The 24420-nt window shown below is 74.2% G+C and carries 25 protein-coding genes; 11 read left to right on the top strand and 14 right to left on the bottom strand.

Annotation, left to right across the window (positions count from 1 at the left end):
- Window positions 1-7 precede the first annotated feature (7 nt).
- On the top strand, window positions 8-1597 hold the full coding sequence (locus tag OG861_RS14275; protein ID WP_330261718.1) for an alpha/beta hydrolase: 1590 nt from the start codon (window positions 8-10) through the stop codon (window positions 1595-1597).
- Between the two features lie 19 nt (window positions 1598-1616).
- Here the strand turns inward: OG861_RS14275 and OG861_RS14270 are convergent, their stop codons facing one another.
- A complete protein-coding gene (locus tag OG861_RS14270; RefSeq protein ID WP_329197110.1) occupies window positions 1617-2087 on the bottom strand; it encodes a hypothetical protein in 471 nt (156 codons plus the stop codon).
- Between the two features lie 144 nt (window positions 2088-2231).
- Between OG861_RS14270 and OG861_RS14265 the strand changes: the two genes are divergently transcribed.
- Window positions 2232-2642, top strand: a complete 411-nt coding sequence (locus tag OG861_RS14265) for a nuclear transport factor 2 family protein (RefSeq protein ID WP_329197112.1) — start codon at window positions 2232-2234, stop codon at window positions 2640-2642.
- 34 nt (window positions 2643-2676) lie between these two features.
- Here OG861_RS14265 and OG861_RS14260 read toward each other — a convergent pair whose 3' ends face one another.
- Entirely contained in the window at window positions 2677-3030 is a 354-nt protein-coding gene (locus OG861_RS14260; protein ID WP_329197114.1) for a protease inhibitor I9 family protein, read from the bottom strand.
- Window positions 3031-3259: 229 nt separating this feature from the next.
- On the opposite strand from OG861_RS14260, the gene OG861_RS14255 reads away from it, so the two are divergent.
- Complete coding sequence (locus OG861_RS14255) at window positions 3260-4447, top strand: S8 family peptidase (protein WP_329197116.1); 1188 nt, start codon at window positions 3260-3262, stop codon at window positions 4445-4447.
- On the opposite strand, the gene OG861_RS14250 is transcribed toward OG861_RS14255, so the two are convergent.
- Window positions 4431-4697 carry a DUF397 domain-containing protein gene (locus OG861_RS14250; protein WP_329197119.1) on the bottom strand — a complete coding sequence of 89 codons (267 nt, stop codon included), beginning with the start codon at window positions 4695-4697 and terminating at the stop codon, window positions 4431-4433. The genes OG861_RS14255 and OG861_RS14250 overlap by 17 nt on opposite strands.
- Window positions 4681-5520, bottom strand: coding sequence for a helix-turn-helix domain-containing protein (locus OG861_RS14245; RefSeq protein ID WP_329197121.1), 840 nt, complete (start codon window positions 5518-5520; stop codon window positions 4681-4683). Before OG861_RS14245 ends, OG861_RS14250 begins: the two co-directional genes overlap by 17 nt.
- 113 nt (window positions 5521-5633) lie before the next feature.
- On the opposite strand from OG861_RS14245, the gene OG861_RS14240 reads away from it, so the two are divergent.
- Window positions 5634-5852 (top strand): hypothetical protein, encoded by a 219-nt coding sequence (locus OG861_RS14240; RefSeq protein ID WP_329197123.1) that lies wholly within the window; start codon window positions 5634-5636, stop codon window positions 5850-5852.
- Entirely contained in the window at window positions 5849-6559 is a 711-nt protein-coding gene (locus tag OG861_RS14235) for a hypothetical protein (RefSeq protein ID WP_329197124.1), read from the top strand. Before OG861_RS14240 ends, OG861_RS14235 begins: the two co-directional genes overlap by 4 nt.
- On the opposite strand, the gene OG861_RS14230 is transcribed toward OG861_RS14235, so the two are convergent.
- Genes OG861_RS14230 through murQ form a run of 3 tightly spaced genes read right to left on the bottom strand, consistent with a single transcriptional unit; the run spans window position 6560 to window position 9560 of the window.
- Window positions 6560-7057, bottom strand: a complete 498-nt coding sequence (locus tag OG861_RS14230) for a GNAT family N-acetyltransferase (RefSeq protein WP_329197126.1) — start codon at window positions 7055-7057, stop codon at window positions 6560-6562. It lies immediately after the preceding gene.
- A 45-nt stretch (window positions 7058-7102) separates the two neighbouring features.
- A complete protein-coding gene (locus OG861_RS14225) occupies window positions 7103-8584 on the bottom strand; it encodes a PTS transporter subunit EIIC (protein WP_329197128.1) in 1482 nt (493 codons plus the stop codon).
- 52 nt (window positions 8585-8636) lie between these two features.
- Window positions 8637-9560 (bottom strand): N-acetylmuramic acid 6-phosphate etherase, encoded by a 924-nt coding sequence (gene murQ / locus OG861_RS14220; protein ID WP_329197130.1) that lies wholly within the window; start codon window positions 9558-9560, stop codon window positions 8637-8639.
- Between the two features lie 158 nt (window positions 9561-9718).
- Between murQ and OG861_RS14215 the strand changes: the two genes are divergently transcribed.
- Window positions 9719-10093, top strand: coding sequence for a hypothetical protein (locus tag OG861_RS14215; RefSeq protein ID WP_190187163.1), 375 nt, complete (start codon window positions 9719-9721; stop codon window positions 10091-10093).
- Between the two features lie 7 nt (window positions 10094-10100).
- Window positions 10101-10367: a DUF4031 domain-containing protein gene (locus tag OG861_RS14210; protein ID WP_329197132.1), complete on the top strand. Its 267-nt coding sequence runs from the start codon at window positions 10101-10103 to the stop codon at window positions 10365-10367.
- A gap of 105 nt (window positions 10368-10472) precedes the next feature.
- Here OG861_RS14210 and OG861_RS14205 read toward each other — a convergent pair whose 3' ends face one another.
- Complete coding sequence (locus OG861_RS14205; protein ID WP_329202354.1) at window positions 10473-11693, bottom strand: Cmx/CmrA family chloramphenicol efflux MFS transporter; 1221 nt, start codon at window positions 11691-11693, stop codon at window positions 10473-10475.
- A gap of 106 nt (window positions 11694-11799) precedes the next feature.
- Window positions 11800-12441 (bottom strand): HD domain-containing protein, encoded by a 642-nt coding sequence (locus OG861_RS14200; protein WP_329197133.1) that lies wholly within the window; start codon window positions 12439-12441, stop codon window positions 11800-11802.
- A gap of 103 nt (window positions 12442-12544) precedes the next feature.
- Between OG861_RS14200 and OG861_RS14195 the strand changes: the two genes are divergently transcribed.
- A complete protein-coding gene (locus OG861_RS14195; RefSeq protein WP_329197135.1) occupies window positions 12545-13231 on the top strand; it encodes a copper homeostasis protein CutC in 687 nt (228 codons plus the stop codon).
- 169 nt (window positions 13232-13400) lie between these two features.
- On the opposite strand, the gene OG861_RS14190 is transcribed toward OG861_RS14195, so the two are convergent.
- Entirely contained in the window at window positions 13401-13916 is a 516-nt protein-coding gene (locus tag OG861_RS14190) for a hypothetical protein (protein WP_329197137.1), read from the bottom strand.
- Window positions 13917-14217: 301 nt separating this feature from the next.
- Complete coding sequence (locus OG861_RS14185) at window positions 14218-16209, bottom strand: HelD family protein (protein ID WP_330261977.1); 1992 nt, start codon at window positions 16207-16209, stop codon at window positions 14218-14220.
- A 559-nt stretch (window positions 16210-16768) separates the two neighbouring features.
- Here OG861_RS14185 and OG861_RS14180 point away from each other — a divergent pair.
- Both OG861_RS14180 and OG861_RS14175 read left to right on the top strand, forming a co-directional pair.
- Complete coding sequence (locus OG861_RS14180) at window positions 16769-16954, top strand: hypothetical protein (protein WP_329197139.1); 186 nt, start codon at window positions 16769-16771, stop codon at window positions 16952-16954.
- Window positions 16955-17103: 149 nt separating this feature from the next.
- Complete coding sequence (locus tag OG861_RS14175; RefSeq protein WP_329197140.1) at window positions 17104-17967, top strand: glycosyltransferase family 87 protein; 864 nt, start codon at window positions 17104-17106, stop codon at window positions 17965-17967.
- Here OG861_RS14175 and OG861_RS14170 read toward each other — a convergent pair.
- The 3 genes from OG861_RS14170 to OG861_RS14160 form a co-directional block, all read right to left on the bottom strand.
- Entirely contained in the window at window positions 17933-19576 is a 1644-nt protein-coding gene (locus OG861_RS14170) for a DNA repair helicase XPB (RefSeq protein WP_329197142.1), read from the bottom strand. The genes OG861_RS14175 and OG861_RS14170 overlap by 35 nt on opposite strands.
- A gap of 111 nt (window positions 19577-19687) precedes the next feature.
- On the bottom strand, window positions 19688-20278 hold the full coding sequence (locus tag OG861_RS14165) for a DUF4291 domain-containing protein (protein ID WP_329197143.1): 591 nt from the start codon (window positions 20276-20278) through the stop codon (window positions 19688-19690).
- 110 nt (window positions 20279-20388) lie between these two features.
- On the bottom strand, window positions 20389-22914 hold the full coding sequence (locus OG861_RS14160) for a helicase C-terminal domain-containing protein (protein ID WP_329197144.1): 2526 nt from the start codon (window positions 22912-22914) through the stop codon (window positions 20389-20391).
- A gap of 97 nt (window positions 22915-23011) precedes the next feature.
- On the opposite strand from OG861_RS14160, the gene OG861_RS14155 reads away from it, so the two are divergent.
- The gene (locus OG861_RS14155; protein ID WP_329197146.1) at window positions 23012-24025 is read left to right on the top strand and encodes a hypothetical protein; all 1014 of its coding nucleotides are present in this window, start codon (window positions 23012-23014) and stop codon (window positions 24023-24025) included.
- Window positions 24026-24420: the final 395 nt, after the last annotated feature.

Here is a 24420-nt window from a genome sequence, read left to right as displayed (position 1 = left end):
AGGGCAGATGACACGCCATCACACGCCCCGTCGGAGCACCGTGCGCATGGCGGCCGGTCTCCTCGTCGGCGGCCTGCTCGCAGCGCCCGCCCAGGCCCAGTCCCGCACCGGCACCAGCCCGAGCCCCAGCCCCGGGGCGCCGATCGGCACCGCCGCCCGCACGGTGGGCGACGCCCGCTACGAGCCGGGCCCCTGCCCCAGGACACCGGAACCGATCGAGGCGCTCAAGGGAGCCCGCTGCGGAACCCTCACCGTCCCCGAGAACCGGGCCGAGCCGAAGGGCAAGACGATCAGGCTCGGTGTCGCGATCGTCCCCGCCAAGTCCGCCACACCGAAACCCGACCCCATCGTGTGGCTGGCGGGCGGCCCCGGCGACGACGCGGTCGGCGAGGCGAAGATGGCGATCGACGGCGGCCTGAACCGCGACCGCGACGTGGTCTTCATGTCCCAGCGCGGTACGTACTCGGCCGAGCCGAACCTGCTGTGCCCCGACATCGACGAGTTCAACGCGAAAGCCGTCGGCCTCGTCTACGGCGCACCGTCCACCGAGCGCCTGCACGTCGCGGCCACGAAGGCCTGCCGCGACCGGTTGGCGGCCCGCGGCATCGACCTCGGCGCCTACAACGACACCGAGAGCGCCGCCGACTACGAGGACCTGCGCAACGCGCTCGGCGTCAAGCAGTGGAACCTGTACGGCATCTCCTACGGCACCCACCTGGCGCTCGTCTACATGCGCCTGCACCCGGCCGGGCTCCGCTCGGTGGGCCTCGACGGCATCCTGCCGCCCTCCAAGGGCGGCTCGGCCCTGACCTGGAGCAGCGCCCGGCAGGGCTTCGACGGCCTGTTCAAGGCATGTGCCGACCAGCCCGCCTGCAACAAGCGCTACCCGAACCTGTCGGCCACCTTCGACAAGCTGGTCCGCGACCTCGAAGCCAAGCCGGTCACGACCACCGTCACGCTCCCCGGCAGCGACAAGCCGGTGAAGGTCGTACTGGACGGCGGGGCGCTGGTGACCTGGATGACCTCCGCCACCCACGTGGCGCCCCAGGTCCCGATCGCACTGGACGAGCTGGCGCACGGCAAGCCCCAGCGGATCGCCACGCAGTGGGCGGGCGGCAAGCTCAGCCCGGCGGCCATGGGCAGGGTCGCGCACGGCCTCGGCTACGGCGTCTTCTGCAGCGAGTGGACGCCTTACGAGAGCCAGGAACAGGCGCTGCGGGGCGGACAGGCGGCGTTCCCGTCCTTCCCCCGGTCGGTGCAGGCCCAGGCCCCGCAGCTCGCCTTCCTGCGTCCTGACTGCGACGTCTGGAACGTCCCCGCGGCGGCGCCCTCGATCCGGGACGTCACGCGCGGCGACATCCCCACCCTCGCCCTGTCGGGCAGCTTCGACTCCCAGACCGGCGCGGACAACGGGCCGTACGTCGCCCGTACGCTGAGCAGGGCGAAGGTCGTCACCGTCCCCTACGAGCCGCACGTGGTGTTCGCGACCTCGAAGTGCGCCCAGGAGATCGCCGTCTCCTTCTTCGACGACCCGGCCGCACCGGAACCGGGATGCCTCAAGAGCCTCAAGCCGCCCGCGTTCGAGACCGGTTCCTGAGCGGGCGGCGACGGGTGCGTCAGCGCGGCAGGGAGTTCAGCAGGGCGGCGCCCCGCTCGGCGTCGTCCACGCTGACCGCGAAGTCCCTGCCCCGGGAGCGGACCACGAGGCAGGGGCCCCGTCGCACCATCACCGTCGTACCGAGCCCGCTGATGCGGTAACCCCAGCCGCCGACCTGCAGGGGCCTGCGCTCCTCCACGCGGGCCGGTGCCTCGAGGTCGGCGGGGGACCAGCGCCGCACGGGCCGCCCAATCGGTCCGTAGGCCACTTCCAGCGCCCGGCCGGTGATCCGCACGGTCACGGAGGCGAACACCAGGAGCAGCAGGGCCGACAGGAACAGCACCACCGCCGGGGCCCACACGGTGACCACCGGACCCACCAGCCCGACGACCGCGAGCCCGACCGCGATGAGGGCGAGGAACACGGCCGAGGCCTGCATCCACCGGTTCGCCGCGTGTGACCGCCACAGAACCTGTTCGCCCTGTGCCATGACGCCTCCAAGACCTGTCGCGGAGAGCCGTCCTCGGCTTCCCCCCTCCTCCAAGTCTCCACCCGCAGGCCCTCGCGCCCGCCCGCGTCTACGGTGGGAAGTGATCGAGTCGGGGTGTCGTCCCCGGAGCCTGGGAGGCCGGCGATGAGCGACGAACGTGACGTGTTCCTCGCATGGGCGCGGACCCGACTGCGGGACGCCGAGAACGCCTTGCACGACGGGGACGCCGGGCCGCGCTTCGCGATCTGGTCCCGCCGCGAGCCGGTCTCGGTGATGGGGGCCTGGAAGTCGGCCGTCGGGCACGAGCAGGTCGGCGCGCTCTTCCACGAGCTGGCCGAGTCGTTCTCGGACTGCACCTCCTACGAGCACGAGATCGTCGCGGCCGACGTGATCGGCGACATGGCTTACACCACCGGCTACGAACGCACCCGGGTCCGCGTCAACGGCGAGCCGCGCCGGTACGTCCTGCGGGCGACCCAGGTCTACCGCCGCGAGGACGGCGAGTGGAAGGTCTGCCACCGCCACGCGGACACGGTGGAGACCGACCAGAGCTGACCGGTCCGGTCGGGCGGCCCGTCAGGCGGTCCGGTCAGGCGGGCGTACCGAACGAGGAGCCGACTCCGTCCTCCTCGACGGACTCCACGAGCGGGTTCGCCCGCAGGCCGGCGACCTGGTCGGGGGAGAGCGGGGCGGCGAAGCCGTTCATCGCGGTGCGGAAGACGTGCACGGGCCTGATCCCGTGGTGGCCCGCCACCATGGCAGGGTCCATGCCCCTGCGGACGGTCACCACGTACGTCGGCCACTCGGCCGGAGCCGGGTGGGCGGCAAGGGGCGCGGGGTCATGGGGGGCGGCGGCGGTGGCGGTGACCGGCAGGGCGGCCACGGCGGCGAGGACGGTGACGGCGACGGCCGCCCGGCGGGTCCCACTCGGTCGAGAGCGCATGGGCGCGAGGCCATCACGCACGCAGGTCCCGGTCAACGAGGCCCGACGGCGGGCCCCGGCCCGGCGGTGGTGAACACCGAATGCGCCCCCTCCCTGTCGGCCAACCGGGCAAGGCTCCTCAAGGCGCACCGGTAGGTGCCCGATGCAGGGAAGGGGCGCGCCCCTCCCGGTGCACTCGTCCGTGGGCGGCGGGCCCCGCATCCCCCGCCGCCTTCCCTGGAGCTCCTCCATGCGCCTGCTCGCCCGTGTGACGACCGCCGCCCTGCTCGCCATGACCCCCGCCCTCACCGGCAGCGCGTCCGCGGCCGCCCCCGAGCCGACCCCGGCACCGCTGATCGCCTCGACGGACGCGGTACCCGGCCAGTACATCGTCACGCTGGACAAGGGCGTCGACGCGGCCGCGCTGACGAGGAAGCTGGGCCTGAGGCCCAGGTTCATGTACCGCCACGCCATCAACGGCTTCGCCGTGCCGATGACCCGGCTCCAGCTGGAGGCCGCACGGAAGACCGTCGGGGTGAAGACGGTCGAGGAGGACACGAGGATCTCGGCCGTGTCGGACGGCTCGGACGACGACGGGCGGGCGATGAGCTCCCCGACGTCGCTCTGGGGCCTGGACCGGATCGACCAGAGGACGCTGCCGCTCGACGATGACTTCACCACCAAGGGCAACGGCGCCGGGGTGACGGCGTACATCCTGGACACCGGCATCGACTACGACCACGACGAGTTCGACGGCCGCGCGACCTTCGGCTTCGACGCCGTCGGCGACGGCAGGCAGGGCATGGACTGCCAGGGCCACGGCACGCACGTCGCGGGAACGGTCGGCGGCAAGACGTATGGGGTCGCGCGCAAGACCAACCTGGTCGCCGTCCGCGTCCTGGGCTGCGACGGCACGGGCTCCTACTCGGGCATCATCGCCGGCATGGACTGGGTCGCGAACAACGCCAAGCAGCCCGCGGTACTGAACGCCTCCCTCGGCGGCCCCTGGTCCGAGGCGGTCAACAACGCCGCGAACGCCCTCTCCGACCGGGGGGTCCTGCCCGTCGTCGCGGCGGGCAACAGCTCCGAGGACGCGTGCAACGTCTCGCCCGCGTCCGCCGACCGCGTGGTGACGGTGGCGGCGAGCAACAGGTGGGACGAGGAGACGAGCTTCTCCAACTACGGTCGCTGCGTCAGCATCTACGCGCCCGGCCAGGACATCACCTCCGCGAAGCTCGGCGGCGGCAGCGTGGCCCTGAACGGTACGTCCATGGCCTCGCCGCACGTCACCGGCGTCGCGGTGCTCTACAAGCAGGCGCACCCGGCCGCGACCCCGGCGGAGGTCGCGGACTTCCTGGGCGACGCGTCCACGAAGGACGTCCTGACCAGCGTCAGCCCGGCCAGCCCCAACCGGCTGCTGTTCACCAACGGTCTCTGAGCGATCCCACGAAGTGGGCCCAGGCCTGCGCGCGGAACACCACGTGCGGGCCTTCGGGCTGCTTGGAGTCCCGGACGGGGACGATGGCGGGGTGGCCGTCGGAGACTTCGAGGCAGTCGCCGCCGTCGCCTCCGCTGTGGGTGGACTTCCGCCAGGTCGCCATCTCCAGGCAGTCGCCGCCATCGCCGGCGCTGTAGCTGGACTTGTGCCAGATGGCTGCCGACAGGTCGTACTCAGGCGTTCTGGTCATTTTCGTACTCCTCCGCCACCGACTCGATCAGGGCTAGCGACTCCCGCGGAGAGAGCGCGTTGGCCATGAGGAGATCGTAGGTCAGGGTGTGTTGGGCCACCGTGGCCGGATCGTCGAACAGCTGGCCCGTCCCGAGCCCTGTGACATACGCGAGCGGGGGAGCGTCGTCGAAGGACATCAGTTTGAGGGTGCCCGCCAATGAAGCGTGGGGGCCCGCGCTGAACGGCAGCACCTGCACGACGATCCGGTGTGACCGGATCAGACTCGCGATGTGACGCAGGGCCTCGGCGAGGATCGACGGGTCGTCCCCGCTCCGGCGCAGGATCGCCTCGTCAAGCACGCACCAGAACATGGGGGTTGTTGGATCGCCGAGCAGCGCCGCCCGGTCCAGGCGGTTCCGTACCAGCTCGTCGATCACGTCCTCCGCCGCCGTCGGCTGGTACGCGCGGAACACGGCCCGCGCGTACGCCTCCGTCTGCAACAGACCCGGGACGATCAGCGGCGCGTACTCCCGGATGGTCTTCGCCAGCGCCTCCGCCTCGGCCGCCGCCGCGAAGTGGTCCGGGTACTTGGACTTGGCCGCGGCCTCGCAGTTGCGGGCGAAGAAGCCGTCCGTGTGGAGGATCTCGTCTATCTGGCGGGCGACATCGAGGTGCATCCGGCGCGTCCCGGCTTCGAGCTGGCCGATGAACGAGCCGCTGACGAAAAGTCGTTCGGCCAGTTCGGCCTGAGTGAGGCCCGCGCGTTCGCGGGCGACTCGGAGTTCCGCGCCCAGGAGGGCGCGGGGTGAGGAGGAGGGGTCGAGGTTCTTTGGTCCCGGCATAACAACTCCTGGTCCAACACGTGCGTTTGTGCAGGGTCCGACGTTGAAAGGCTAGCTACCGAGTGGCCACTCTGTGTGCAGAATGCGATTACCCAGAGCGAAAGGGAAACGTCATGGTGCTCACACCGAAGGAACGCATGCTGGCGGCCGAGGAGGCCGTGGGGCAGTTGAAGGAAGCCCTCGGTGATGTGGGAGTGGTCTTCCCGTCGCTGGGCGTGGACGGGGTGTCCGCCGCCGGGACGTACGGGCTGCCGCTGGTCGACCTCGGGCGCTGCAACCTCGACACCGCGCTGCGGCTGGCCGCCGTGCTGCACGAGCGGGCGCATCCGTGACGGGAGACGAACGGGCGCGGTGCGAGGCGGTCTTGAAGGGGTTGGCGGAGGCCGCGCGCGGGTGGGAGTTCGAGCTGGCGTGGAAGTTGTGCTGGCTGGAGAAGGGGCTGGAGAGAGCCGGGTGGAAGCGTGCGGGCATGGGCCTTTCGGTGCGCGTGTCGCAGGACGGGCGCAGCGGGTTGTGGACCGCTGTCGGCGATGACGGGAAGCGGAGGGTGAGCGAGACGGCCGATACGGCGGACGAGGCGACGGCGTTGGTGCAGGAGGCGTTCGGTCTCAAGGCGTGGCGCCCGCAGCCGCCCCCGCCGCCGGGCTGGCAGCGGTTCTCGCTGGTGCACAGCCCGGCCGGCGAGTTCCCGGGGTTCGACGACAGACGCTACGACGCGATCAAGGCGTGCCCGCCGACCGGTTGCGTGGTCGAGGACTTCGGCGGGTGCTTCGGGCTGCGCTGCGAGCGGCCGGGGGCGCGGCTGCTCGACGCCGTGGCGCCGCTGTGCGGGGAGATCCGCGCCGGATACGGGTTGCTGATGACCGGGCTCGGGATCGAGAAGCTGTGGGAGTGGTCGCAGGACGGCCCGGACGGCTGGGGCGCGGAGATCGTCGGGCAGCTGCTGCTGATGGCCGCCGAACGCGGCCCGAAGCTGGGCTACGACGTGGAGGACCTGGTGGCCTACCTCCGCACCGCCGCCGGGGCGCGGGGGGCCTGATCAGCGGCCGCGGACGTACTCGACCTGGGCGAGGGGTGTGCCGTCGCCGAAGTCGTGGGTGCGCACGGCGCCGGATTCGGCGAAGCCGGATTTCACGTAGAAGCGGCGGGAGCGGGGCGTGTCGCGCAGCGTCCACAGGTGTGCGCCGCCGTACCCGTCGTCGTGCAGGCGCCGGAGCGTCGCGGTCATGAGGGCGTCGGCGATGCCGGTGCCCCAGGCGTCGGGGTGGGCGTAGAAGGTGTGGATCTCCGCAAGGGCGGGCCGGTCCGCGGACGGGCCGGAGGAGGACATGGCGAGCGGGCGGCCGTCGAGCCGGGCGAGGAGGATCGTGGCGGTGTCGTCGGCGACCCGGGCGTGCCAGCGGGTGAGCCGGGCGCGTACTTCCCGGGAGGCGAACTCCGCCTCGAAGAAGGGGGCGTACGCCGCTTCCCACGAGGCGGCGTGGATCTCCCCGAGCGCGTCCCCGTCGGACGGCATGGCGCGGCGAATGTCGATCATCCGATCACCTTATGCACGCCGTCCCCGCGCGGGCCGGAGAACCGGTCAAGCCGGAGCCGGTTCGGGGGAAGGGGGTGCCGTGGCCGGGGACGGGTCGGGGTCCGTGTCGAGTTCCGCGAGCATGCGGGGGGTGAAACCGAAGAAGTAGGTCGCGGCGAAGCCGGCCGTGTAGCCGACCGACAGGCCGCCCGCGTAGACGGCGACGGCCGTGCCGAGGCCCGTCGGGCCGTCCAGGAGCGGGAACAGGGCCCAGCCCGAGGGGCCGATGGCCGTCGAGCCGAAGCCGGCGCCCAGCTGGTTGAAGAGGCCGACGAACGCGCCGCCCGCCGCCCCGCCGACGCAGGCGGTGACGAACGGGCGGCCCAGCGGCAGGGAGACCCCGTAGATCAGCGGTTCCCCGACGCCCAGGAAACCGGCCGGGAGCGCCGACTTGATGGTGGTGCGCAGCGACCGGTTGCGCGGGAGGCGGCAGTACACGGCGAGGGCCGCGCCGACCTGGCCCGCGCCCGCCATCGCGAGGATCGGCAGCAGCACGGTGTAGCCGGAGTGCTCGATGAGGGTGGTGTGGATCGGGATCAGGGCCTGGTGCAGGCCCAGCATGACCAGGGGCAGGAAGAGGCCGCCCAGCACCAGCCCGGCGAACGCCCCGCCGGTCGCGAGGAGCCGGTCGGCGAACCAGCCGATGCCCTCGGCGACTTCACCGGCGAGGTACATCAGGCCGAAGAGGGTGACCAGGCCCGGGAGGAGGACGGTGAGGGTGGGCGTGACCAGGTTGTCCACGGCCTGCGGGACCCAGGTCCGGCACCACTTCTCCACGTACACGGCGAGCAGTGCGGCGCCCAGCGCGCCGAGCACACCGCCCTGCCCCGGCGCGAGGTGCTGGCCGAACGCCTCGATCTTCGCCACGCCCGGGAAGACGATGATCGCGGCGACGGCGCCGCCGAGTACGGGCGTGCCGCCGAACTCCTTGGCGGTGTGGTAGCCGACGAACACGGCGATCAGGGACATGAAGCCGGACGCGATCGCGGCGAGGGCGGGGACGACGGCGGGCAGCAGGCCGGAGTTGGTGAGCAGGCCGTTCAGCCCGGCGATGATGCCGCAGCCGATGAGGGCCGGGATCAGCGGGACGAAGATGTTCGCGATGCGGCGCAGCAGCAGTTTGACGGGGGTGGAGTTGCGCGCCGTGCGGGCCTCTTTCAGCGCCGTCCCGCGCGCCCGGAGGGCCTCGGCGGTGGCGGGGGGCGTGCAGGGTGCGGCCCGTCCGGGGGGTGCCTGCCGCACCAGCGCCTCGAACTCGGGCGTCACCCGGGCGACGGCGCCCGGGCCGAGCACGATCTGGTAGGTGTCGTCGTCCACGACGCCGAGGACGGCCGGGACGGCCTTGAGGGCCTCGTCCTGGACGAGGGCGCGGTCGCGCAGGCCGAGGCGCAGCCGGGTCATGCAGTGCGCGATGGAGGTGACGTTGTCCGGGCCGCCGACCAGGGGGAGGATCGCGGCGGCCGTGGCGCGGTGCGTGTCGGGGGACATGGGTGGGGATCGCCTCGCTGCTGGTCGGTGGGCGGCTGCTGGTCGGTGGGGGTCAGCGGGTCCGGGCGAGGGCCGCGCGCAGGTGGCCGTCCGCGTCCGCGAGGAGGGTGGCGGCGGTGGGGCCGTCGACCCCGCCGAGGATGACGAGGACCGCGTCCTTGACCTCACCGCCGGTCGCGGCGAGCGCGGCCTCGATCTCGTCGTCCGGGGCGCCGGTGGCGAGGGCGACGATGCGCCGGGAGCGGGCACGCAGCTTGTCGTTGGTGGCGCGGACGTCGACCATCAGGTTCCCGTACGTCTTGCCGAGGCGGATCATGGTGACGGTCGAGATGAGGTTCAGTACGAGCTTCTGGGCGGTCCCGGCCTTCAACCGGGTGGATCCGGTGAGGAATTCGGGGCCGACGACGACTTCGATGCCGTGCTCGGCGGCCGCGGCGAGCGCGGAGCCGGCGTTGCAGGACAGCCCGACGGTGAGCGCGCCGCGCGTACGGGCGAACTCGACGGCGCCGACCGCGTACGGGGTGCGGCCGGAGGCGGAGATGCCGATGACGGTGTCGGTGGCGGTGAGGTCGAGTGCGGTGAGGTCCTCGGCGGCGAGGGCGGTGGAGTCCTCGGCGCCCTCGACTGCCCGGACCATGGCGGTGGGGCCGCCCGCGATCAGGCCGACGACCTGGCGGGGGTCGGTGTTGAAGGTCGGCGGGCACTCGCTGGCGTCGAGGATGCCCATGCGGCCGGCGGTGCCGGCGCCCGCGTAGAGGAGCCGGCCGCCGCGGGCCATGCGGGCGGCGATCGCGTCGACGGCCGCGGCGATCTGCGGGAGCCGGTCGGCGACGGCGGCCGGGACGGTGGCGTCCTCGGCGTTCATGAGGCGGACGATGTCGAGGGTGGGCAGCCGGTCGATCTCGGCGAGGTCGGGCCGGAAGGCCTCGGTGGTGAGGGCGTCGAGCTGGGCACGCAGTTCCGCGTGGGCGGTCATGGGCGGGTCCTCGCGCTGGGGGCGTCTCGCTTCGGGGCTGAGGTCGGCACCGTATTTTCGTCCGGGGTGGGGGTCAAGGCGCCATGCCCGGGGCGGGGCCGCGGGGCAAGGGGCACCGGCTTTCCCCGTACTCGCCCGTACGGGTTCACAATGGGCCCATGGACCACGCGACCCCCCTTGAGCAGGCGCTGCATGCCGCCCGTGCCCTTGTACTCGCCGATCTCGTCGCGGGCGAGGTCGCCGAGGCCGATGTCGTGTCCCTCGTGGAGGACTCGGTCACGCACCGCCGCTGGTGGGTGGAGCAGTGGCCGGAGGGGGTCGACTACCTCGCCGGACTCGTCGCGCAGGACGTGCAGGACGCGCTGCTGGAGAAGTACGGGCGGTGGCCGCTGTGCCCGGTGTGCGCGCACGGTGATCCGCACTCCCTGGACGTCGAGCCGGAGCTCGGGCCGGATCCGCACTGGGTGTGCTCGGAGGCGGGCGTGCGGGTGGCGGCGGTGGGCGGACTCGGCCCCGTCTTCGGCCGGCGGTGAGCGGCGGGTGACGGTGTACATAGACCCGCCCACCTGGCCGGGGCACGGCCGGATGTGGTCGCACCTGGTCAGCGACGTCTCCTACGAAGAGCTGCACGCCTTCGCGGCGTCGATCGGCTGCCCGCCGCGGGCCTTCGAGCGGGACCACTACGACGTGCCGTCGTACCGGTACGCGGACGCGGTGGCGGCGGGTGCGGTGGAGGTGGGCAGCAAGGAGCTGGTCCGCCGCATCACGGAGGCGGGCCTGCGCCGCCCGAAGGGGCGCACGCTCTGAGCGGGCCGTCCGGCCCCCGCAGGCTCTGAGCGGGGCCGTCCGGCCCGCTCAGCGGTCCAGCGCCCGGGTCGGCGGTCCAGCGCCCGGGTCGGCGGTCCCGCCCCCTCAGCGGTCCTGCGCCCCGCTCAGGGCGTCGGAGTGGGCCGGGCGGGGCGTGGAGGAGGCCAGGACGCGGGAGCGCGTGGGGCGGTCGAGCCGCAGGGCGAGGGCGGTCAGGGCGAGGGCGGTGACCGTCATCGCGGCGCCCGCCCAGGCGGTGGAGGCGAAGCCGAGACCGGCGTCGATGACGGTGCCGCCGAGCCAGGGGCCGCCGGTGTTGCCCAGGTTGAACGCGGCGGTGGTCGTGGCGCCCGCGAGGGTGGGGGCGGCCCCGGCGACGTTGAACAGCCGGGCGTTCAGCGCCGGGGCGGTGAAGAAGGCCGAGAAGCCGATCAGGAACGACAGCGCGACCGCCGCCACCGCGAAGGACGCGAGCAGGGCCAGCGCGACGAGGAACACCGTCGAGGCGGCGATGCCCCACAGCAGCACCCCGAACAGGTGGGCGTCCGCGACCCGCCCGCCGATGGTCGTACCGACGAGCGCGCCCACCCCGAACAGGCCGAGGGTCCACGGCACCCAGCCGGAGTCCAGCCCGGCCACGTCCGTGAGCAGCGGGGACAGGTAGCTGAACGCGCAGAAGACACCGCCCGCGGCGAGCGAGGTGACGCCGACCGACAGCCACACCTGGCGGTCCCGGTAGATCCGCAGCTCCCTGCGCAGCCGCGGCTTCTCGGCGGGCAGCGGGATGCGCGGGATCAGCGCCAGGATTCCGGCCAGGGCGATCGCGGAGGCCGCGCCGACCGCCCAGAACGCCGAGCGCCAGCCGAGCTGCTCGCCGAGGAAGGCCCCGGCGGGCACGCCGAGGACGTTGGCGATCGACAGCCCGCCGATCATGACGGACATCGCCCGCGCGCGCTGGTCCTTGTCGACCATGGCGATGGCGACGGCCGCGCCGACCGCCCAGAACCCGGCGCAGGCGAGCGCGGAGACCACGCGGCAGGCGAAGAGCAGCTCGTACGAGGGGGCCAGCGCGCCCGCGACCTGCCCGAGGCCGAAGAGGGAGATCAGGCTCACCAGGGTCGTACGGCGCGGCAGGCGCAGGGTGGCGACGGCCAGCAGCGGGGCCCCCACGACCATGCCGATGGCGAAGGCCGATATCAGCAGGCCGGCCTGCGGGATGGTGACGCCCATGTCCTCGGCGATGGGCGGCAGGAGCCCGGAGAGCATGAATTCGCTGGTGCCGAGGGCGAAGACGGACAGGCCGAGGACGTACACGGCGACGGGCATGCGGGAGCGTGCGGGGGCTGCGGGCATGTAGTGCATGAACCAGCCGGAACGGTGGCGCATTCCCGACCGCCGGTACGTCCGTCAGGTTCCGCCCCCGGCGCGTCCGTCAGCCGGCGTCCGTCAGGGTGGCCAGCTCGGCGGCCAGGTTGCGGCGGGCCGTGGCCTCCCAGTGCGCGGTGCCGTAGGGGGTGCGGAAGAGCCGGGGCAGGCCCAGCAGCTGGCGCAGTACGGCGGCGCGGCCGTCACGGAAGGCGTCGTCGGGGACGAAGCCGTACTCGGCGCGGACGGCGGCGACGTAGGCGGCGTAGGCGTCCGGGGGCCCGGCGAGGACGGCGAGGTCTGCGTCGCAGAGCACCTCGCCGTTGGTGTCGCCGGGCGCGGGGTCGTGGGTGACGGTGAGGCGGACCAGCCGGGCGACCTCGGCGGTGCGGGCGGCGTCGATGCCCAGTTCCGGCAGGGCGCGCTCGGCGAGGGCGGCGCTGCGCTCCTCGTTCTCGGACCGGTCGGGCCGGTAGACGGCGTCGTGGAACCAGGCCGCGAGCTCGACGGCGGCCTGGTCCTGCGCGTGCGGCGCGAGCACGTCGATGCGCGCGAGGACGTCGGCCAGGTGCGCGGTGGTGTGGTACCGGCGCTGCGGCTCCGCCCAGGCGGCGAGGAGGCGGTCGGCGTAGGGCGTGGCGTCGAGCCCGGGGGCGGCGCCGGCGGCGGCGGCGGTCGCCCGCCAGCGGTCGCGGAGGTCTGCGGTCATGGGCACATTCTGGGGGTGGCGCGCCGGTGCTGGTGGTGGATGGGCGTGGGCCCGTATTCTGAGATTGGACTAGACCTATTTTTCCGAGGATGGGATCGATCGAATGAGCAACCGTGCGCTCCTGGAGGTGATCGCCCTCGACGTGGAGGACGCGGTCGCGGCCCAGGCCGGTGGGGCGGACCGTCTCGAACTCGTCACCGACATGGCCGCCGACGGGCTCACCCCCTCGCGCGAGACCTTCGCGGCGATCCGGGCGGCGGTCGACATCCCGCTGCGCGTGATGCTCCGCCGGACGGACGGGTTCGCCGCCGGCCGGATCGACCTCCTCGCCGCGCAGGCGCGGGAGCTGCGGGCGGAGGGTGCGCGGGAGTTCGTCCTCGGCTTCCTGGGCCCGGAGGGCGGGCCCGACCTCGCCGCCGTCGAAGCGGTGGTGGCGGAACTGGACGGCTGCCGCTGGACCTTCCACCGGGCCATCGACCGGGCGGCCGACCGGGACCAGGCCCGCAAGGCCCTCGCGGACCTGCCGGGGCTGGACACGTTCCTGACGGCCGGGTCGGCGGCGGGGGTGGACGCGGGGCTCCCGGTGCTGGCGGCGGAGGCGGCGCGCCGGGGTGAGCCCGGGTACAAGGCACGGATCCTCGTCGGCGGCGGCCTGGCGCTGGCCCACCTCCCGGCCCTGCGGGCGGCGGGCATCGACGCCTTCCACATCGGCGGCGCGGCCAGGCCGTCGGGCTGGTCGGGCCCGGTCTCGGCCGCCGCGGTGGCCGAGTGGCGCACGGCCCTCGGCTGAGCGGCGCTCCGACGCGGAGCCGGCGCGCGGCCTCATCCGAGCGGCTGCGCGCCGAGCGGCTGCGCGCCGGGTGCCGGGGTGCCGGGTGTCGCAGGGCCGTCACGCAACGGGGTTGACGACGAGTCAACCCCGGTGCGCGGGCGCCGCGATGCCCGGCGGCTGGGCAGCGTCAGCAGAACTTGCTCTCCAGCGCGGCCTTCGCGCCGGCGTTGTAGCCCTTCTCGTAGTTCGGGTCGAGCTGGGTGAGGTTGTTCTGCGCGATCATCTTGCAGTTGGCCTTCGTGTCGCTGAAGCCCTTCGCGTAGCCCTTGGCGTACTGGTCCTGAGCGCCCTTCTGCTCGGCTTCCTTGACCGTGCCGCACGTGGCCTTGTCGTCGCCCGAAGAGGCGGTCACCTTGCCGGCCGGGATGAAGCCGCTGGAGTTGAACACACCGTCGTCGTCGGCGGAGCCGCTGGCGGTGAACCTGTGGGTGGCGGTGCCGCCCTGGACGGACACCTCCACTCCGGGCTGGGCGCCCGTGACGTTGACGTCGTAGCGGCCCGGACTGGTCGGGGTCTGCTTCACGCTGCAGGTGAGCGAGGGCGCCGCCGCCTGCGCGGAACCCGCCAGGAGCGACACCGACCCGAAGGCCAGCGAGGACACCGCCAGCGGCGTCAGAACGGCCAGTCGTACACGTCGGTTCATTGTTCGTCCTTCTCTCGGAGACAAGACGGCCGAGCGGGGACCACGCGACGGCTGAGCGGGCACCACGCGGCAACCAGCGTGCGGCGCGGGCCGGCCCGGCGGGAACGGGGGCCCACGGGCCTCCCGGGGCGGTGGCCCCTCACGGGCCCCGCACCTCGTGGACCCCGCCCGCAGGGGCGGCCCGGGGCACCTTCACGAGGTGCTTCCATCGTCCGGCCGTCCCCGCCCCCTGTCCACCGGAGTTACAGGTGAGCAGACATCCGGTCCGCTGCCCGCTCCGGTGCGAGGGCCGCCGGGAGCGTCAGGCCAGGGCTTCGGGGAGCGGGGCCGCGTGGAGGAGGTGGAGGCCGGAGACGGCTCGGGTGAGGCAGACGTAGAGCCGGCGCAGGCCGGTGCGTTCGTCCGGTTCGCCCGAGACGACCGCCGCCGGCTCGTCCAGCACGACGTGGTCGTACTCCAGGCCCTTCGCCAGCGACGCCGGCACCAGCGTCAACCGGGCCCGCTGCGTCGTCTCCTCGCCCGGCGCCAGGTACGGCAGCCCCGCCGCCTCCAGGGCCCGCGCCAGCTCCGGGACGCGGGCGTCCGCCGCGATCAGGCCGATCGAGCCCTCGTGCCGCAGGGAGTCCCGGCACGCCGCGACCACGGCCGCGGTCAGCTCCGTACCCGTGTCCGTCGCCGCCACCGCCGAGACGACCAGCGAGCCCGGCGTCCCACGGACCGAGGACACCGCCGCCAGCCCCGGCGAGATCACCGGCAGCAGCCGTGACGCGTACGCGATCACCTCGCGCGGTACGCGGAACCCGGCCGTCAGCTCCTCCAGCACCGCCTCCGGCTTGCCCAGGTGCGCCAGCGCCTCGTCCCAACTGCGCGTCGCCCACGGGGTGGTGCCCTGTGCGAGGTCGCCCAGTACGGTCGCCGAGCCCGTCGTGCAGCGCCGCCCCACCGCCCGGTACTGCATCGGCGAGAGGTCCTGGGCCTCGTCGAGCACGACGTGGCCCAGCGAGTGCGTGCGCTCCACCAGGTCCGCCGCCTCGTCGATCAGGACCAGGTCCGCGGCCGTCCACTTCGCCGACTTCACGCTGCGGAACGGCTTCGGCCACAGCAGCAGCTTCTGCTCGTCGTCCGTCAGGACGCCGTCCGCGTGGGCGGCGAGGAACTCCGCGTCCGACAGCAGCCGCAGCACCAGCTTCGCCGGCTCCACGGGCGGCCAGATCTCCCGTACCGCCGCCTTGACCGCCGCGTTGCGGGCGACGGCGTCCTGGACCCGGTCGTCGGGGGCCTCGCCCGCCTGCTCCATGCGGACGAGGACGGTGTGCGCGATCCGCTGCGGCAGCGCCTCGCGGGCGGCGCCGTAGCGGACGTCCCGGTCGAGGAGCTCGCGGACGATCTCCTCCAGCTCGTACGCGGGCACCCGCCAGCGGCGCGACCCGCGCACCACCATCAGCGGCTCGACCGGCGCGGCGACGTGCGAGCGGACGGCGCGGCGCAGCACCTCCGCCATCCGGGCGTCGCCCTTGACCACGGCAGTCGCGGCGGCGTCCGCGGCGCGTACCTCCAGGCCCTCGCGGGCGACGAGGTCGTCGACGGTGGCCTGCTTGACCTCCAGCTCGCCCAGGGCCGGCAGGACCTGCTCGATGTAGTGGAGGAAGGAACGGTTCGGCCCGACGACGAGCGTGCCGGTGCGGGCCAGCCGCTCGCGGTGCGCGTACAGCAGGTACGCGACCCGGTGCAGGCCGACCGCCGTCTTTCCGGTGCCGGGGCCGCCCTGGACGCAGACGGAGCCGGACAGGCCGGAGCGGACGAGCCGGTCCTGCTCCGGCTGGATCGTCGCGACGATGTCCCGCATGGGGCCGACGCGCGGGCGCTCGATCTCCTGCTGGAGGAGCTTGCTGACGGCGGCGCTCTCGGTGGGGTCGCTGAGGTGCTCGTCCTCGTACGCGGTGAGTTCGCCGCCGGTGTAGCCGAACCGGCGGCGCAGGCCGACGTCTTGGGGGTCGGCCTTGGAGGCGCGGTAGAAGGGCTGGGAGACGGGGGCGCGCCAGTCGATGACCATGGGGTCGCCGTCGGCGTCGTGGACGTGGCGGCGGCCGATGTAGAACTGCTCGCCTGCGGCGCCCTCCGCGAGGTCGGCGCCGGGTGCGTGGAGGTAGTCGAGGCGGCCGAAGAAGAGGGGGGTGTGGGCGAGGTCGGCGAGGGCTTTGATGCGGTCGTCGATCTGGCCCTGGAGGACCGCCGCGTTGACCCAGTTAGCGGTGACGTCGCGGATGTCGAGGGACTCCACGTCCTCGCGCATCGCGCGGAGCGCGGCGCGGGAGGCGGTGAGGTGCGCCTGCTCGCGGGCGAGGGGGTGGGCGGCGTCGGTTTCCTCCTCCGCCCGGGCGGGGGCGGCGGGTTCGGGGGCGTGCGCGGGCACGGACTGCCTCCAACGGCTGGTGTGCGGGAGCTCGCTCCACAGGAGCGGTGCGGTACGGACACGTGCCCGCCGGTACCGGCCGGCGGGCGCTCTCCCGATGGGGCGGAGGGAGGCGGCAAGAGCGGCGAGTGTAGCCATCGGGCGGCCGGTACGCGAATGGATTACGGGCCGGGCCCGGCCGGCGGCCACGGCCGGGGAGCCACGGCCGGGGAGCCACGGCCAGGGCAGGGCCGGTGACCGGCGGCAGGGCCGGTGACCGGCGCAGGGTCCCGTGAGCAGGGTCGTGTGACCGGTACTCCGTGTGGGTGTCATACGTCGGGGTGTCAGACCTGAGGGAGGGCCTTAGGGGCGGCCATGCGCCCGGAGGAGGAGGCGGAGGGCCTGGCGGTTCCTTCCTCAGGGCGATGCGACATCGGGGGAGGAAACGCACCATGGATACATGAGCAGCGCAACCTTCACCCCGATCCGGGGCGGCCGCCCTCGCGGCGCCACCGCCACCTCCGACCACCGTCCCCGCCACCGCGTCGGCAACGTCCTGCGCGCCGCGAAGGTCTTCGCCGCGACCGCCGTGAGCGTCGTCGTCCTCGGTGAGTACTCCGAGGAGACGGGCCTCATACGCCGCTGACCGCGGGGTGACCCGGGCGCAGCGGTGCCGGTCCACGGCGGTCGGCGCCTGCCGCGAACCAGCCTGATCCCGACGGCGTCCGGCCAGTGATCCGCTGCCGGGCCACTGTCGTCCACTGCCGGGACCACTGATCCACTAGGGTCACGCGCGTGACCCCGAGCCCCGAGCCCGCCCGCTCGCCGTCGCCCCTTTACCGCCTGCTGATCACCGGCTCGCTGCTCGCGCTGGGGGTGCTGTGCCTCGCCCCGCGCGTCCCGGTGGCCAACGCCCTCGTCCACGGCTTCTCCGCCGCCGAGTGGCGCCCGCCCACCGCCTATCCGCCGTTCGCCGCGATCCTGTTCACGCCCGCCGCCTGGCTGCCGGCCGGTGTCCTCAAGGCCGTGCTCGTCCTGGGGAGCGCGGGCCTGCTCGCCCTGCTGACCTTGTGGTCCTGCCGCCTCGCGGGACTGCGGGCCCGGCCGGGGCACGTCCTGGCCGCAACCGTCGCGGGGCTGTGGGTGGAGCCGCTGTTCCAGAGCCCGCTGCCCGGCCAGATCAACCTGGCGCTGGCCTGCGTCGCCGTCTGGGACCTCGGCCGGCCGCGCGCGGCACTGGGCAAGGGCTTCGCGCTGGGCACCGCCGCCGGGATCACGCTGACCCCGGCGGTCCTCATCCCGTACCTGCTGCTGACCGGGCGGATCCGGACCGGCCTGACCGCACTGGCCGCCTTCGCCGGCACCGGCCTGCTGGGCCTGCTCGTCCTGCCGCAGGCCTCCGCCGACTTCTGGACCCGCCACCTCGCCGTGGGGGGCCGGGCCCTGCTGCCGGAGCTGCCGCACCTGTGGGTCTGGTGCGTTCCGCTGCTGGCGTTCCTGACGCGCGCCGCAGGCCGCCGCCGGGACCCGGCCGCGAGGGTGCCCCCGCCGAGGTCATCCGTCTCGCGGGCGGGCGCGCCCCGGCGGGCCGGGGGCCGCCCGCCCGAAGCCGGTGCGGCCGGGGTCAGTCGCTCGCCAGCAGCTCGTCGGCATCCATGATCCGGTAGGCGTAGCCCTGCTCCGCCAGGAAGCGCTGGCGGTGCGCGGCGAAGTCCTGGTCGATCGTGTCGCGCGCGACGACCGAGTAGAACCGCGCCTCGTGCCCGTCCGCCTTCGGGCGCAGGACACGGCCGAGGCGCTGCGCCTCCTCCTGGCGCGAGCCGAAGGTGCCGGACACCTGGATCGCGACGGTCGCCTCCGGCAGGTCGATGGAGAAGTTCGCGACCTTCGAGACGACCAGCACGTTGATCTCGCCCTCGCGGAAGGCGTTGAAGAGCTTCTCGCGCTGCGCGTTGGAGGTCTCGCCCTTGATGACGGGCGCGTCGAGGTGCTCGCCGAGTTCGTCGAGCTGGTCGATGTACTGCCCGATGACCAGGGTCTGCTCGCCCCGGTGCTTGCGCACCAGCGCCTCGGTGACCTTCCGCTTCGTCGCGGTCGTCGCGCAGTAGCGGTACTTCTCCTCCGTCTCGGCGGTCGCGTACGCGAGCCGCTCCGAGTCGGTGAGGTTCACCCGCACCTCGACGCAGTCCGCCGGCGCGATGTAGCCCTGCGCCTCGATCTCCTTCCACGGCGCGTCGAACCGCTTGGGGCCGATCAGGGAGAACACGTCCGACTCGCGGCCGTCCTCCCGGACCAGGGTCGCGGTCAGGCCGAGCCGCCGCCGGGCCTGGAGGTCGGCCGTGAACTTGAAGACCGGCGCGGGCAGCAGGTGCACCTCGTCATAGAGGATCAGGCCCCAGTCCCGGGAGTCGAACAGCTCCAGGTGCGGGTAGACGCCCTTCCGCTTCGTCGTCAGCACCTGGTAGGTGGCGATGGTGACGGGCCGGATCTCCTTGCGGGTGCCGGAGTACTCGCCGATCTCCTCCTCCGTCAGCGAGGTCCGCTTGACCAGCTCGTGCTTCCACTGCCGGGCCGAGACGGTGTTGGTGACGAGGATCAGCGTGGTCGCCTTGGCCATCGCCATGGCGCCCGCGCCGACGAGCGTCTTGCCGGCGCCGCAGGGCAGCACGACGACGCCGGAGCCGCCGTGCCAGAACCCTTCGACGGCCTGCTGCTGGTACGGCCGCAGCGCCCAGCCGTCCTCGACCAGGTCGATGGCGTGCGCCTCGCCGTCGACGTACCCGGCGAGGTCCTCGGCCGGCCAGCCCAGCTTGAGCAGGGTCTGCTTGATCTGACCGCGCTCGGAGGGGTGCACGGCCACGGTGTCCGGGTCGAGCCGGGCCCCGACCAGGGGGGTGATCCGCTTGGACCGCAGGATCTCCTCCAGCACGGGCCGGTCGGTGCTGGTCAGCACCAGCCCGTGGACGGGGTGCTTGGACAGGGTCAGCCGCCCGTAGCGGGCCATGGTCTCGGCGACGTCGACGAGCAGCGCGTGCGGCACGGGGTAGCGGGAGAACTCGACGAGCGCGTCCACCACCTGCTCCGCGTCGTGCCCGGCGGCCCGGGCGTTCCACAGCCCGAGCGGGGTGATCCGGTAGGTGTGGATGTGCTCGGGCGCCCGCTCCAGCTCGGCGAAGGGCGCGATGGCCCGCCGCGCGGCCCCGGCCAGCTCGTGGTCGACCTCGAGAAGAAGGGTTTTGTCACTCTGGACGATGAGAGGCCCGTTCACACGCGTCCCTTTCCGGCGTGGGGTGGGCCGCCCGGGCGCGGACGGCCAAACCTCCAGTCTGCCGCATCGCCGCGTGGTCGGGGCGGTTCGCGGGCCGCCGAGTGAGGAGGACTACGCGCCCAGGTGGGGGAGGGGGGCGGTGGGGTACGGGGGTTCGGCGGGCAGCAGGGCACGGGCGGCGTCCGCGCGGCCGGAGCGGAGCAGGGCGTGGACCTCCCGCGCGAGCGGGGTGACGTCGCGGATGGAGACCGTCCAGGTGTCGGCGTAGGCGCGGGAGGCCGGGCCCGACAGGCCCAGCTGGAGCGAGCGGTACGGCAACGGATTCAGGTGCAGGTCGCGTTCGGGGTCCCACTGCACGCGGGCCGCCGAGCGGGACAGCGCCTCGCGCCAGGCGGCGCGGTCGGTATGGGTGCCGGGTTCGAAGTGGGACAGGCAGGCCCCGGCCAGGGCCCGGTCGAAGCCCTCGCGGGTGATCTCGACGGCCAGCACCGTCTCCTGGTCGGTCTTGGTGGCCCAGCCGCAGCGGTACATCATCCACAGGAACGAGGGCTTGATCCAGGTCATCCGCTCGCGCTTCCAGGCCGCCGGGAACCGCCCGTCACGGGCCGCCGGGAGCCCCAGGGCGGGCGCGTACGCCTGGTAGACGGTGACGGTGGAGGCGGTGTGGGCGGCGCGGATCGCGCGGGCGGGCTGTGCGGACATGCCCCCAGGGTGCGGGCGCAGCCGCCGCCGGGCCAGCGGTTTTCGCCGGCGGCGCGGTCAGGCACGATCCGGGAGAGACGGCCTGGACCTGGTCCTGTGCGCGTTCCGCCCTACACCTGGTCCTCCGCGAGTTCCGCCACGCCCGTGATGCGGTGGAGGGCGAAGGTGCGGACCTCGTCCGCCGTGTGGTCGTAGCCGGTGACGAAGCCGCCCTCGACCCGGACCGGGGCGATGACCCGCTGGCTCGCCGCGCCCTCCGCGTTCACGTACCCGATCCACACCGCCGAGCCGGTCAGCGCGGCCGCCTGCACCGTCGCGAGGGTCTCCGCCGCGCTCGTGCGCGGGAGGTCGCCGGGGCGGCTGCCGCCCGGGGCAGGGCCGGCCGGGTCCTTGCGCACCGCCGTCGCCGCCAGGTCGCCCGCGCGGATCGCCCGTACGGCCGCCCCGAGCAGGGTCGCGTCGGGCACCGGCGGGCCGTCCGGCACCGGCGCGGGCGCCGACCGCGCCGGAGTGCGGTGCGCGTCCGCCCGGGCCACCACCACGTCGCCCGAACGGGACTCCGCGGCCGGCGCGTAGCCCATCGCGCGCAGCCCGTCGAGCAGGGCCCCCGGTTCGGCCTGCGCGGCCAGCACCGTCGGCGCGAGCCGCCGCAGCCCCAGCCCGGCGGAGCGCTTGTCGGCCAGGATCTCGTTCAGCATGCCGTCGTCGTCGCAGCGCAGGTACGAGGAGGCGGCGCCGACCCGCAGGTGCCCGTGACGCCGGGCCACGTCGTCGATGAGGTACGACAGCGGCTGCGGGACCGGGGTACGGCTGTGCTCGGCGAGGAAGGCGTGCAGGTCGACGGCGGTGTGCCCGGCGTCCAGGGCCCGGCGCACCGAGCCCGGCGTGAAGCGGTACACCGTCGCGCCGCCCTTGGACTCCACCTCCGCGAGCACCGCCAGGGTGTCGCCGAGCGGCCGCCGCAGCGGGCCCGGGGCCACGGCCGTCAGGTCGGCCTGCAGCAGGACGTGGTCCACCGGTTCCGGCAGCTGCGGGGCGAGCACCGGCGCCGGGTCGCGGCCCTCCAGCAGGGCGCGGCCGAACGCGCTGAGCGCGCCCCGGCCGGTGACGCCGAGGACCTCCGCCTCGGTCAGCGTCCAGTGCGCGAGGCGGGCCCGCAGGTCGCTGGTGCCGCGCGGCGGGCGCTCCCACGCGAGCCGGGCCAGCAGCGCGTCCGGCTCGGGCGAGCCGCCCTCCGGCAGCTCGGCGAGGAGCACGAGGACGCGGTGGCGGACCTCGGCGGCGGCCGAGCGGTCCAGGTCGGGGCCGAGCGCCGACAACGTGCGCCCCTTGCTGTCCTGTTCGCCGACCAGCCCGGCCGTGCGGGTCGCCGGCAGCCACGCCCGTACCAGCGCCGACCAGCGCTCGGCGGGCGGGAGTTCGAGCCACCCGTCGAAGGCGGGGGTGGGCGCGTACCGCTCGTCCGCCTCGGCGTCACCGGCCACCAGTCCGGAGGCGTAGGCGAGTTCGGCCCAGAACGCCGCCGACTGCTCGGTGGTGTCCAGGGCGGCCGCGGTCCGCTTGAGGTCCCGTACGGACAGGCCGCCGGCCCGCAGCACCGGGGGACCGGCGTGCTCCCAGGACTTGACGAGCTCCTCCACGGTCGACAGCGCCGCCAGCGCCTGCCCCGCCGCGTTCGCGTCCACAAGCTGTGGACGGTGCTCGCGGTGCAGCCGTACGGGGGGCGCGACCGGCTCCGTCACCCGGTGGGCGAGCCCGCCGCGCAGGTACAGCGCCACCTCGCGGGGCAGTACGACGGTGCGCGCCGAGGCGGGCAGCAGCAGACCCCGGTCGCGCAGCCAGCGCACCGGCGGAGTCGGATCGGGGGTCACCTCCCCGTACGGCGGCCCCCACACGAGCCGGCCCAGCACCTGGTGGGCCTCCGCCGGGGCCTGGTCCAGCAGCGCCGACATCCGCTCGGGGTCGGTGAACAGGGCGGTCAGCGCGGACACGGCGGAGACGGGGTCGTGGGTGGCGGGCAGCCCGGCGGTCGCCACGATCTCCTGGATCCGGTTCGGGGACATCCCGGAGGTGGCCTCGGCGACGGTGGGGCCCAGGCCGGTGGGGGAGGGGCGGGCCGGGGACGGGGCGAGCAGCTCGCGGGCGGTGCGGACCAGGCGGAGCCGGTCGTCGTCCCCCCACACCAGTGCCTGGTCGCGCAGGGTGCCGAGGGCCCGGGGGAGGGCGGCGCGGGCACCGTTGTCCTCGCCGGAGCTGCCGGTGTCGCCGGCCAGCAGCGACTCCAGCACCGGGTACGGGCAGGGGTCCGGGGCGACCGCCAGGGCCTCGGCCGTCTGGAGGGCGAACCGGTCGAGGCGGTCCAGCGCGCGGACCACGGAGGCGCGGGTCCCGGCGCGGGTGGCGAGCTGGGTGACGTCGCCGGGCACCGGGGTCAGCAGGTCCGGGCGGGCGTGCAGCAGCGCGGCGAGGGCCACGTCGTCGCGGGCGCGGAGCGCCTCGGCGAGGGAGCGCGGGGCGGTGGCCGCGGCGGCGGTGGCCTCCGCGGTGCGGGCCTGGGCGGTGCTTGGCTCCGCGGTGCTTGGGTCGGGCACGGTCGCCTCCTGGTCGCGTCGGCCGGTCCGTCGGCCGGTCCCCATCCGGTCAACGGTATCCGCTGCGGTCTCCGTTGCGCCGCCAGCGGCCCCACGGCGTACGCGCTACCTTCGGGTCAGGCGGGACGGGAGGAGGCGGGGCGTGGGGATCGAGAGTGACCAGCTGGTCTACGAATACCTGAGCAGGGTCGGGGACTTGGCGCAGCGCAGGCAGCTGTCGTCGGGGGACCGGATGCGGCTGGTGGCGGGGCTGCGGGACGAGATCGACCGGCGGCGCGCCAAGTACGAGCCGGAGACGCCGGCGGCGGTCCGGCGGATCCTGGAGCGGATCGGTACGCCGGAGGAGGTGCTGGCCGGGGTGCCGGGGGCGGCGGCCTCGCCGGAGGTGCTGTCGGCGCCTTCGGTGCCGTCCGTGTCTTCGGTGCCGGAGCAGCGGGGCGGTGGGCGCGGGGGCGTGCGGCGCAAGCAGACGCCGGAGCCGCGGCCGGCGGAGAACGTGCCGCCGCACCTGGCCGGTCTGGACGAGCTGGGCGACGGCGACGACGGCGAGCCGGACTGGTGGCGGCTCGGGCCGAGCGGCTACGGGGCGGGGCCGCAGGTGGAGGGGTTCGCCGGGGGGATCGAGATCCCGGACCGGTTCGGGGAGGACGAGGACGCCGAGGGTGCCGAGGGCGCCGAGAAGGGGGCGGCCCCTGTCGCCGGGGCGGCGCCGGGTACGCCGTCCCGGGTGCGGGTGGTCGTACGGGCCCTGCGGGAGCGGCGGAAGGGGGTCCCGGCCGCGGCTGCGCCGGCGGCGGCGGTGGTTCCGGTGGTGGCTGCCCGGCCGAAGCCGAACATGTTCCTGCTGCTGGCGGCGGTGGTGCTGGTCGCGGGGGCGGTGTCGGGGTACTGGCTGGTCCTGGCGGTCGGCTTCCTGCTGCCGTACGGGTCCCGGGTGCTGGGGCCGACGGAGCGCAAGGCGGTGGTGTTCGGGGTGCCGGGGGTGGTGTTCGCGGGGGCCGTGGTGTGGCTGTGGGGGCGGCACGCCGGGCGCTGGGGGGAGGCGCTGGGGGACCAGGAGCTGGGGGCGGTCTTCCAGGACATGTGGCCGGTGCTGGCGCGGGTGTCCGGCCTGGTGGCGGCGGCGTACGTGGCGTGGCGCTCGCGCCGGGCCTGAGGTGCGCGTGCGGGGCCGCTGCGCTGCGGGCGGGTTCGTCTGCGGTGCAGCGGCGCGAAGCGGCCCCGGCTGCGCCGGGCTTTCCGGGGCTCCGCCCCGCACCCCGCGCCTCAAACGCCGGCGGGGCTGGGTTTGCCGGGGCGTCGGCGGGGCTGGATTTGGCGGGGCGCCGGCGGGGCTGGGTTGCCGAGGTGGTGCCCGGTCGGAGCGGCTCGGGTGGCCGGATTTAGGGGGGACTGGGCTGAAAAGGGCGCACCGCACGAGGGTGGATTTCGGACTTACCGGCCGGTAAGCGGTGGTGGGGTTTCCGGTTGCTTCGACACGGCGTCATGGATTGCTTGAGGGGGCCTATAGCAGGAGGGGGGTTCTGGGCTGACAAGTCCGCACATTTCATC

This window comes from Streptomyces sp. NBC_00539 (assembly GCF_036346105.1).
Classification (GTDB): domain Bacteria; phylum Actinomycetota; class Actinomycetes; order Streptomycetales; family Streptomycetaceae; genus Streptomyces.
Note: the sequence above shows the minus strand (reverse complement) of the source record. Positions and strands in the feature narration are given on the sequence as shown.

What these genes read in the sequence shown, in the direction of transcription:
- OG861_RS14275 (WP_330261718.1), top strand. Translation starts at nt 8, where the DNA reads ATGACACGCCATCACACGCCCCGTCGGAGCACCGTGCGCATGGCGGCC.
- OG861_RS14240 (WP_329197123.1), top strand. Translation starts at nt 5,634, where the DNA reads ATGGTGCTCACACCGAAGGAACGCATGCTGGCGGCCGAGGAGGCCGTG.
- OG861_RS14265 (WP_329197112.1), top strand. Translation starts at nt 2,232, where the DNA reads ATGAGCGACGAACGTGACGTGTTCCTCGCATGGGCGCGGACCCGACTG.
- OG861_RS14260 (WP_329197114.1), bottom strand. Translation starts at nt 3,030, where the DNA reads ATGCGCTCTCGACCGAGTGGGACCCGCCGGGCGGCCGTCGCCGTCACC.
- OG861_RS14160 (WP_329197144.1), bottom strand. Translation starts at nt 22,914, where the DNA reads ATGGGGACCGGCCGACGGACCGGCCGACGCGACCAGGAGGCGACCGTG.
- OG861_RS14165 (WP_329197143.1), bottom strand. Translation starts at nt 20,278, where the DNA reads ATGTCCGCACAGCCCGCCCGCGCGATCCGCGCCGCCCACACCGCCTCC.
- OG861_RS14200 (WP_329197133.1), bottom strand. Translation starts at nt 12,441, where the DNA reads ATGACCGCAGACCTCCGCGACCGCTGGCGGGCGACCGCCGCCGCCGCC.
- OG861_RS14225 (WP_329197128.1), bottom strand. Translation starts at nt 8,584, where the DNA reads ATGTCCCCCGACACGCACCGCGCCACGGCCGCCGCGATCCTCCCCCTG.
- OG861_RS14255 (WP_329197116.1), top strand. Translation starts at nt 3,260, where the DNA reads ATGCGCCTGCTCGCCCGTGTGACGACCGCCGCCCTGCTCGCCATGACC.
- OG861_RS14190 (WP_329197137.1), bottom strand. Translation starts at nt 13,916, where the DNA reads ATGAACCGACGTGTACGACTGGCCGTTCTGACGCCGCTGGCGGTGTCC.
- OG861_RS14245 (WP_329197121.1), bottom strand. Translation starts at nt 5,520, where the DNA reads ATGCCGGGACCAAAGAACCTCGACCCCTCCTCCTCACCCCGCGCCCTC.
- OG861_RS14230 (WP_329197126.1), bottom strand. Translation starts at nt 7,057, where the DNA reads ATGATCGACATTCGCCGCGCCATGCCGTCCGACGGGGACGCGCTCGGG.
- OG861_RS14250 (WP_329197119.1), bottom strand. Translation starts at nt 4,697, where the DNA reads ATGACCAGAACGCCTGAGTACGACCTGTCGGCAGCCATCTGGCACAAG.
- OG861_RS14215 (WP_190187163.1), top strand. Translation starts at nt 9,719, where the DNA reads ATGGACCACGCGACCCCCCTTGAGCAGGCGCTGCATGCCGCCCGTGCC.
- OG861_RS14180 (WP_329197139.1), top strand. Translation starts at nt 16,769, where the DNA reads ATGAGCAGCGCAACCTTCACCCCGATCCGGGGCGGCCGCCCTCGCGGC.
- murQ (WP_329197130.1), bottom strand. Translation starts at nt 9,560, where the DNA reads ATGACCGCCCACGCGGAACTGCGTGCCCAGCTCGACGCCCTCACCACC.
- OG861_RS14270 (WP_329197110.1), bottom strand. Translation starts at nt 2,087, where the DNA reads ATGGCACAGGGCGAACAGGTTCTGTGGCGGTCACACGCGGCGAACCGG.
- OG861_RS14205 (WP_329202354.1), bottom strand. Translation starts at nt 11,693, where the DNA reads ATGCCCGTCGCCGTGTACGTCCTCGGCCTGTCCGTCTTCGCCCTCGGC.
- OG861_RS14195 (WP_329197135.1), top strand. Translation starts at nt 12,545, where the DNA reads ATGAGCAACCGTGCGCTCCTGGAGGTGATCGCCCTCGACGTGGAGGAC.
- OG861_RS14185 (WP_330261977.1), bottom strand. Translation starts at nt 16,209, where the DNA reads ATGCGCGAGGACGTGGAGTCCCTCGACATCCGCGACGTCACCGCTAAC.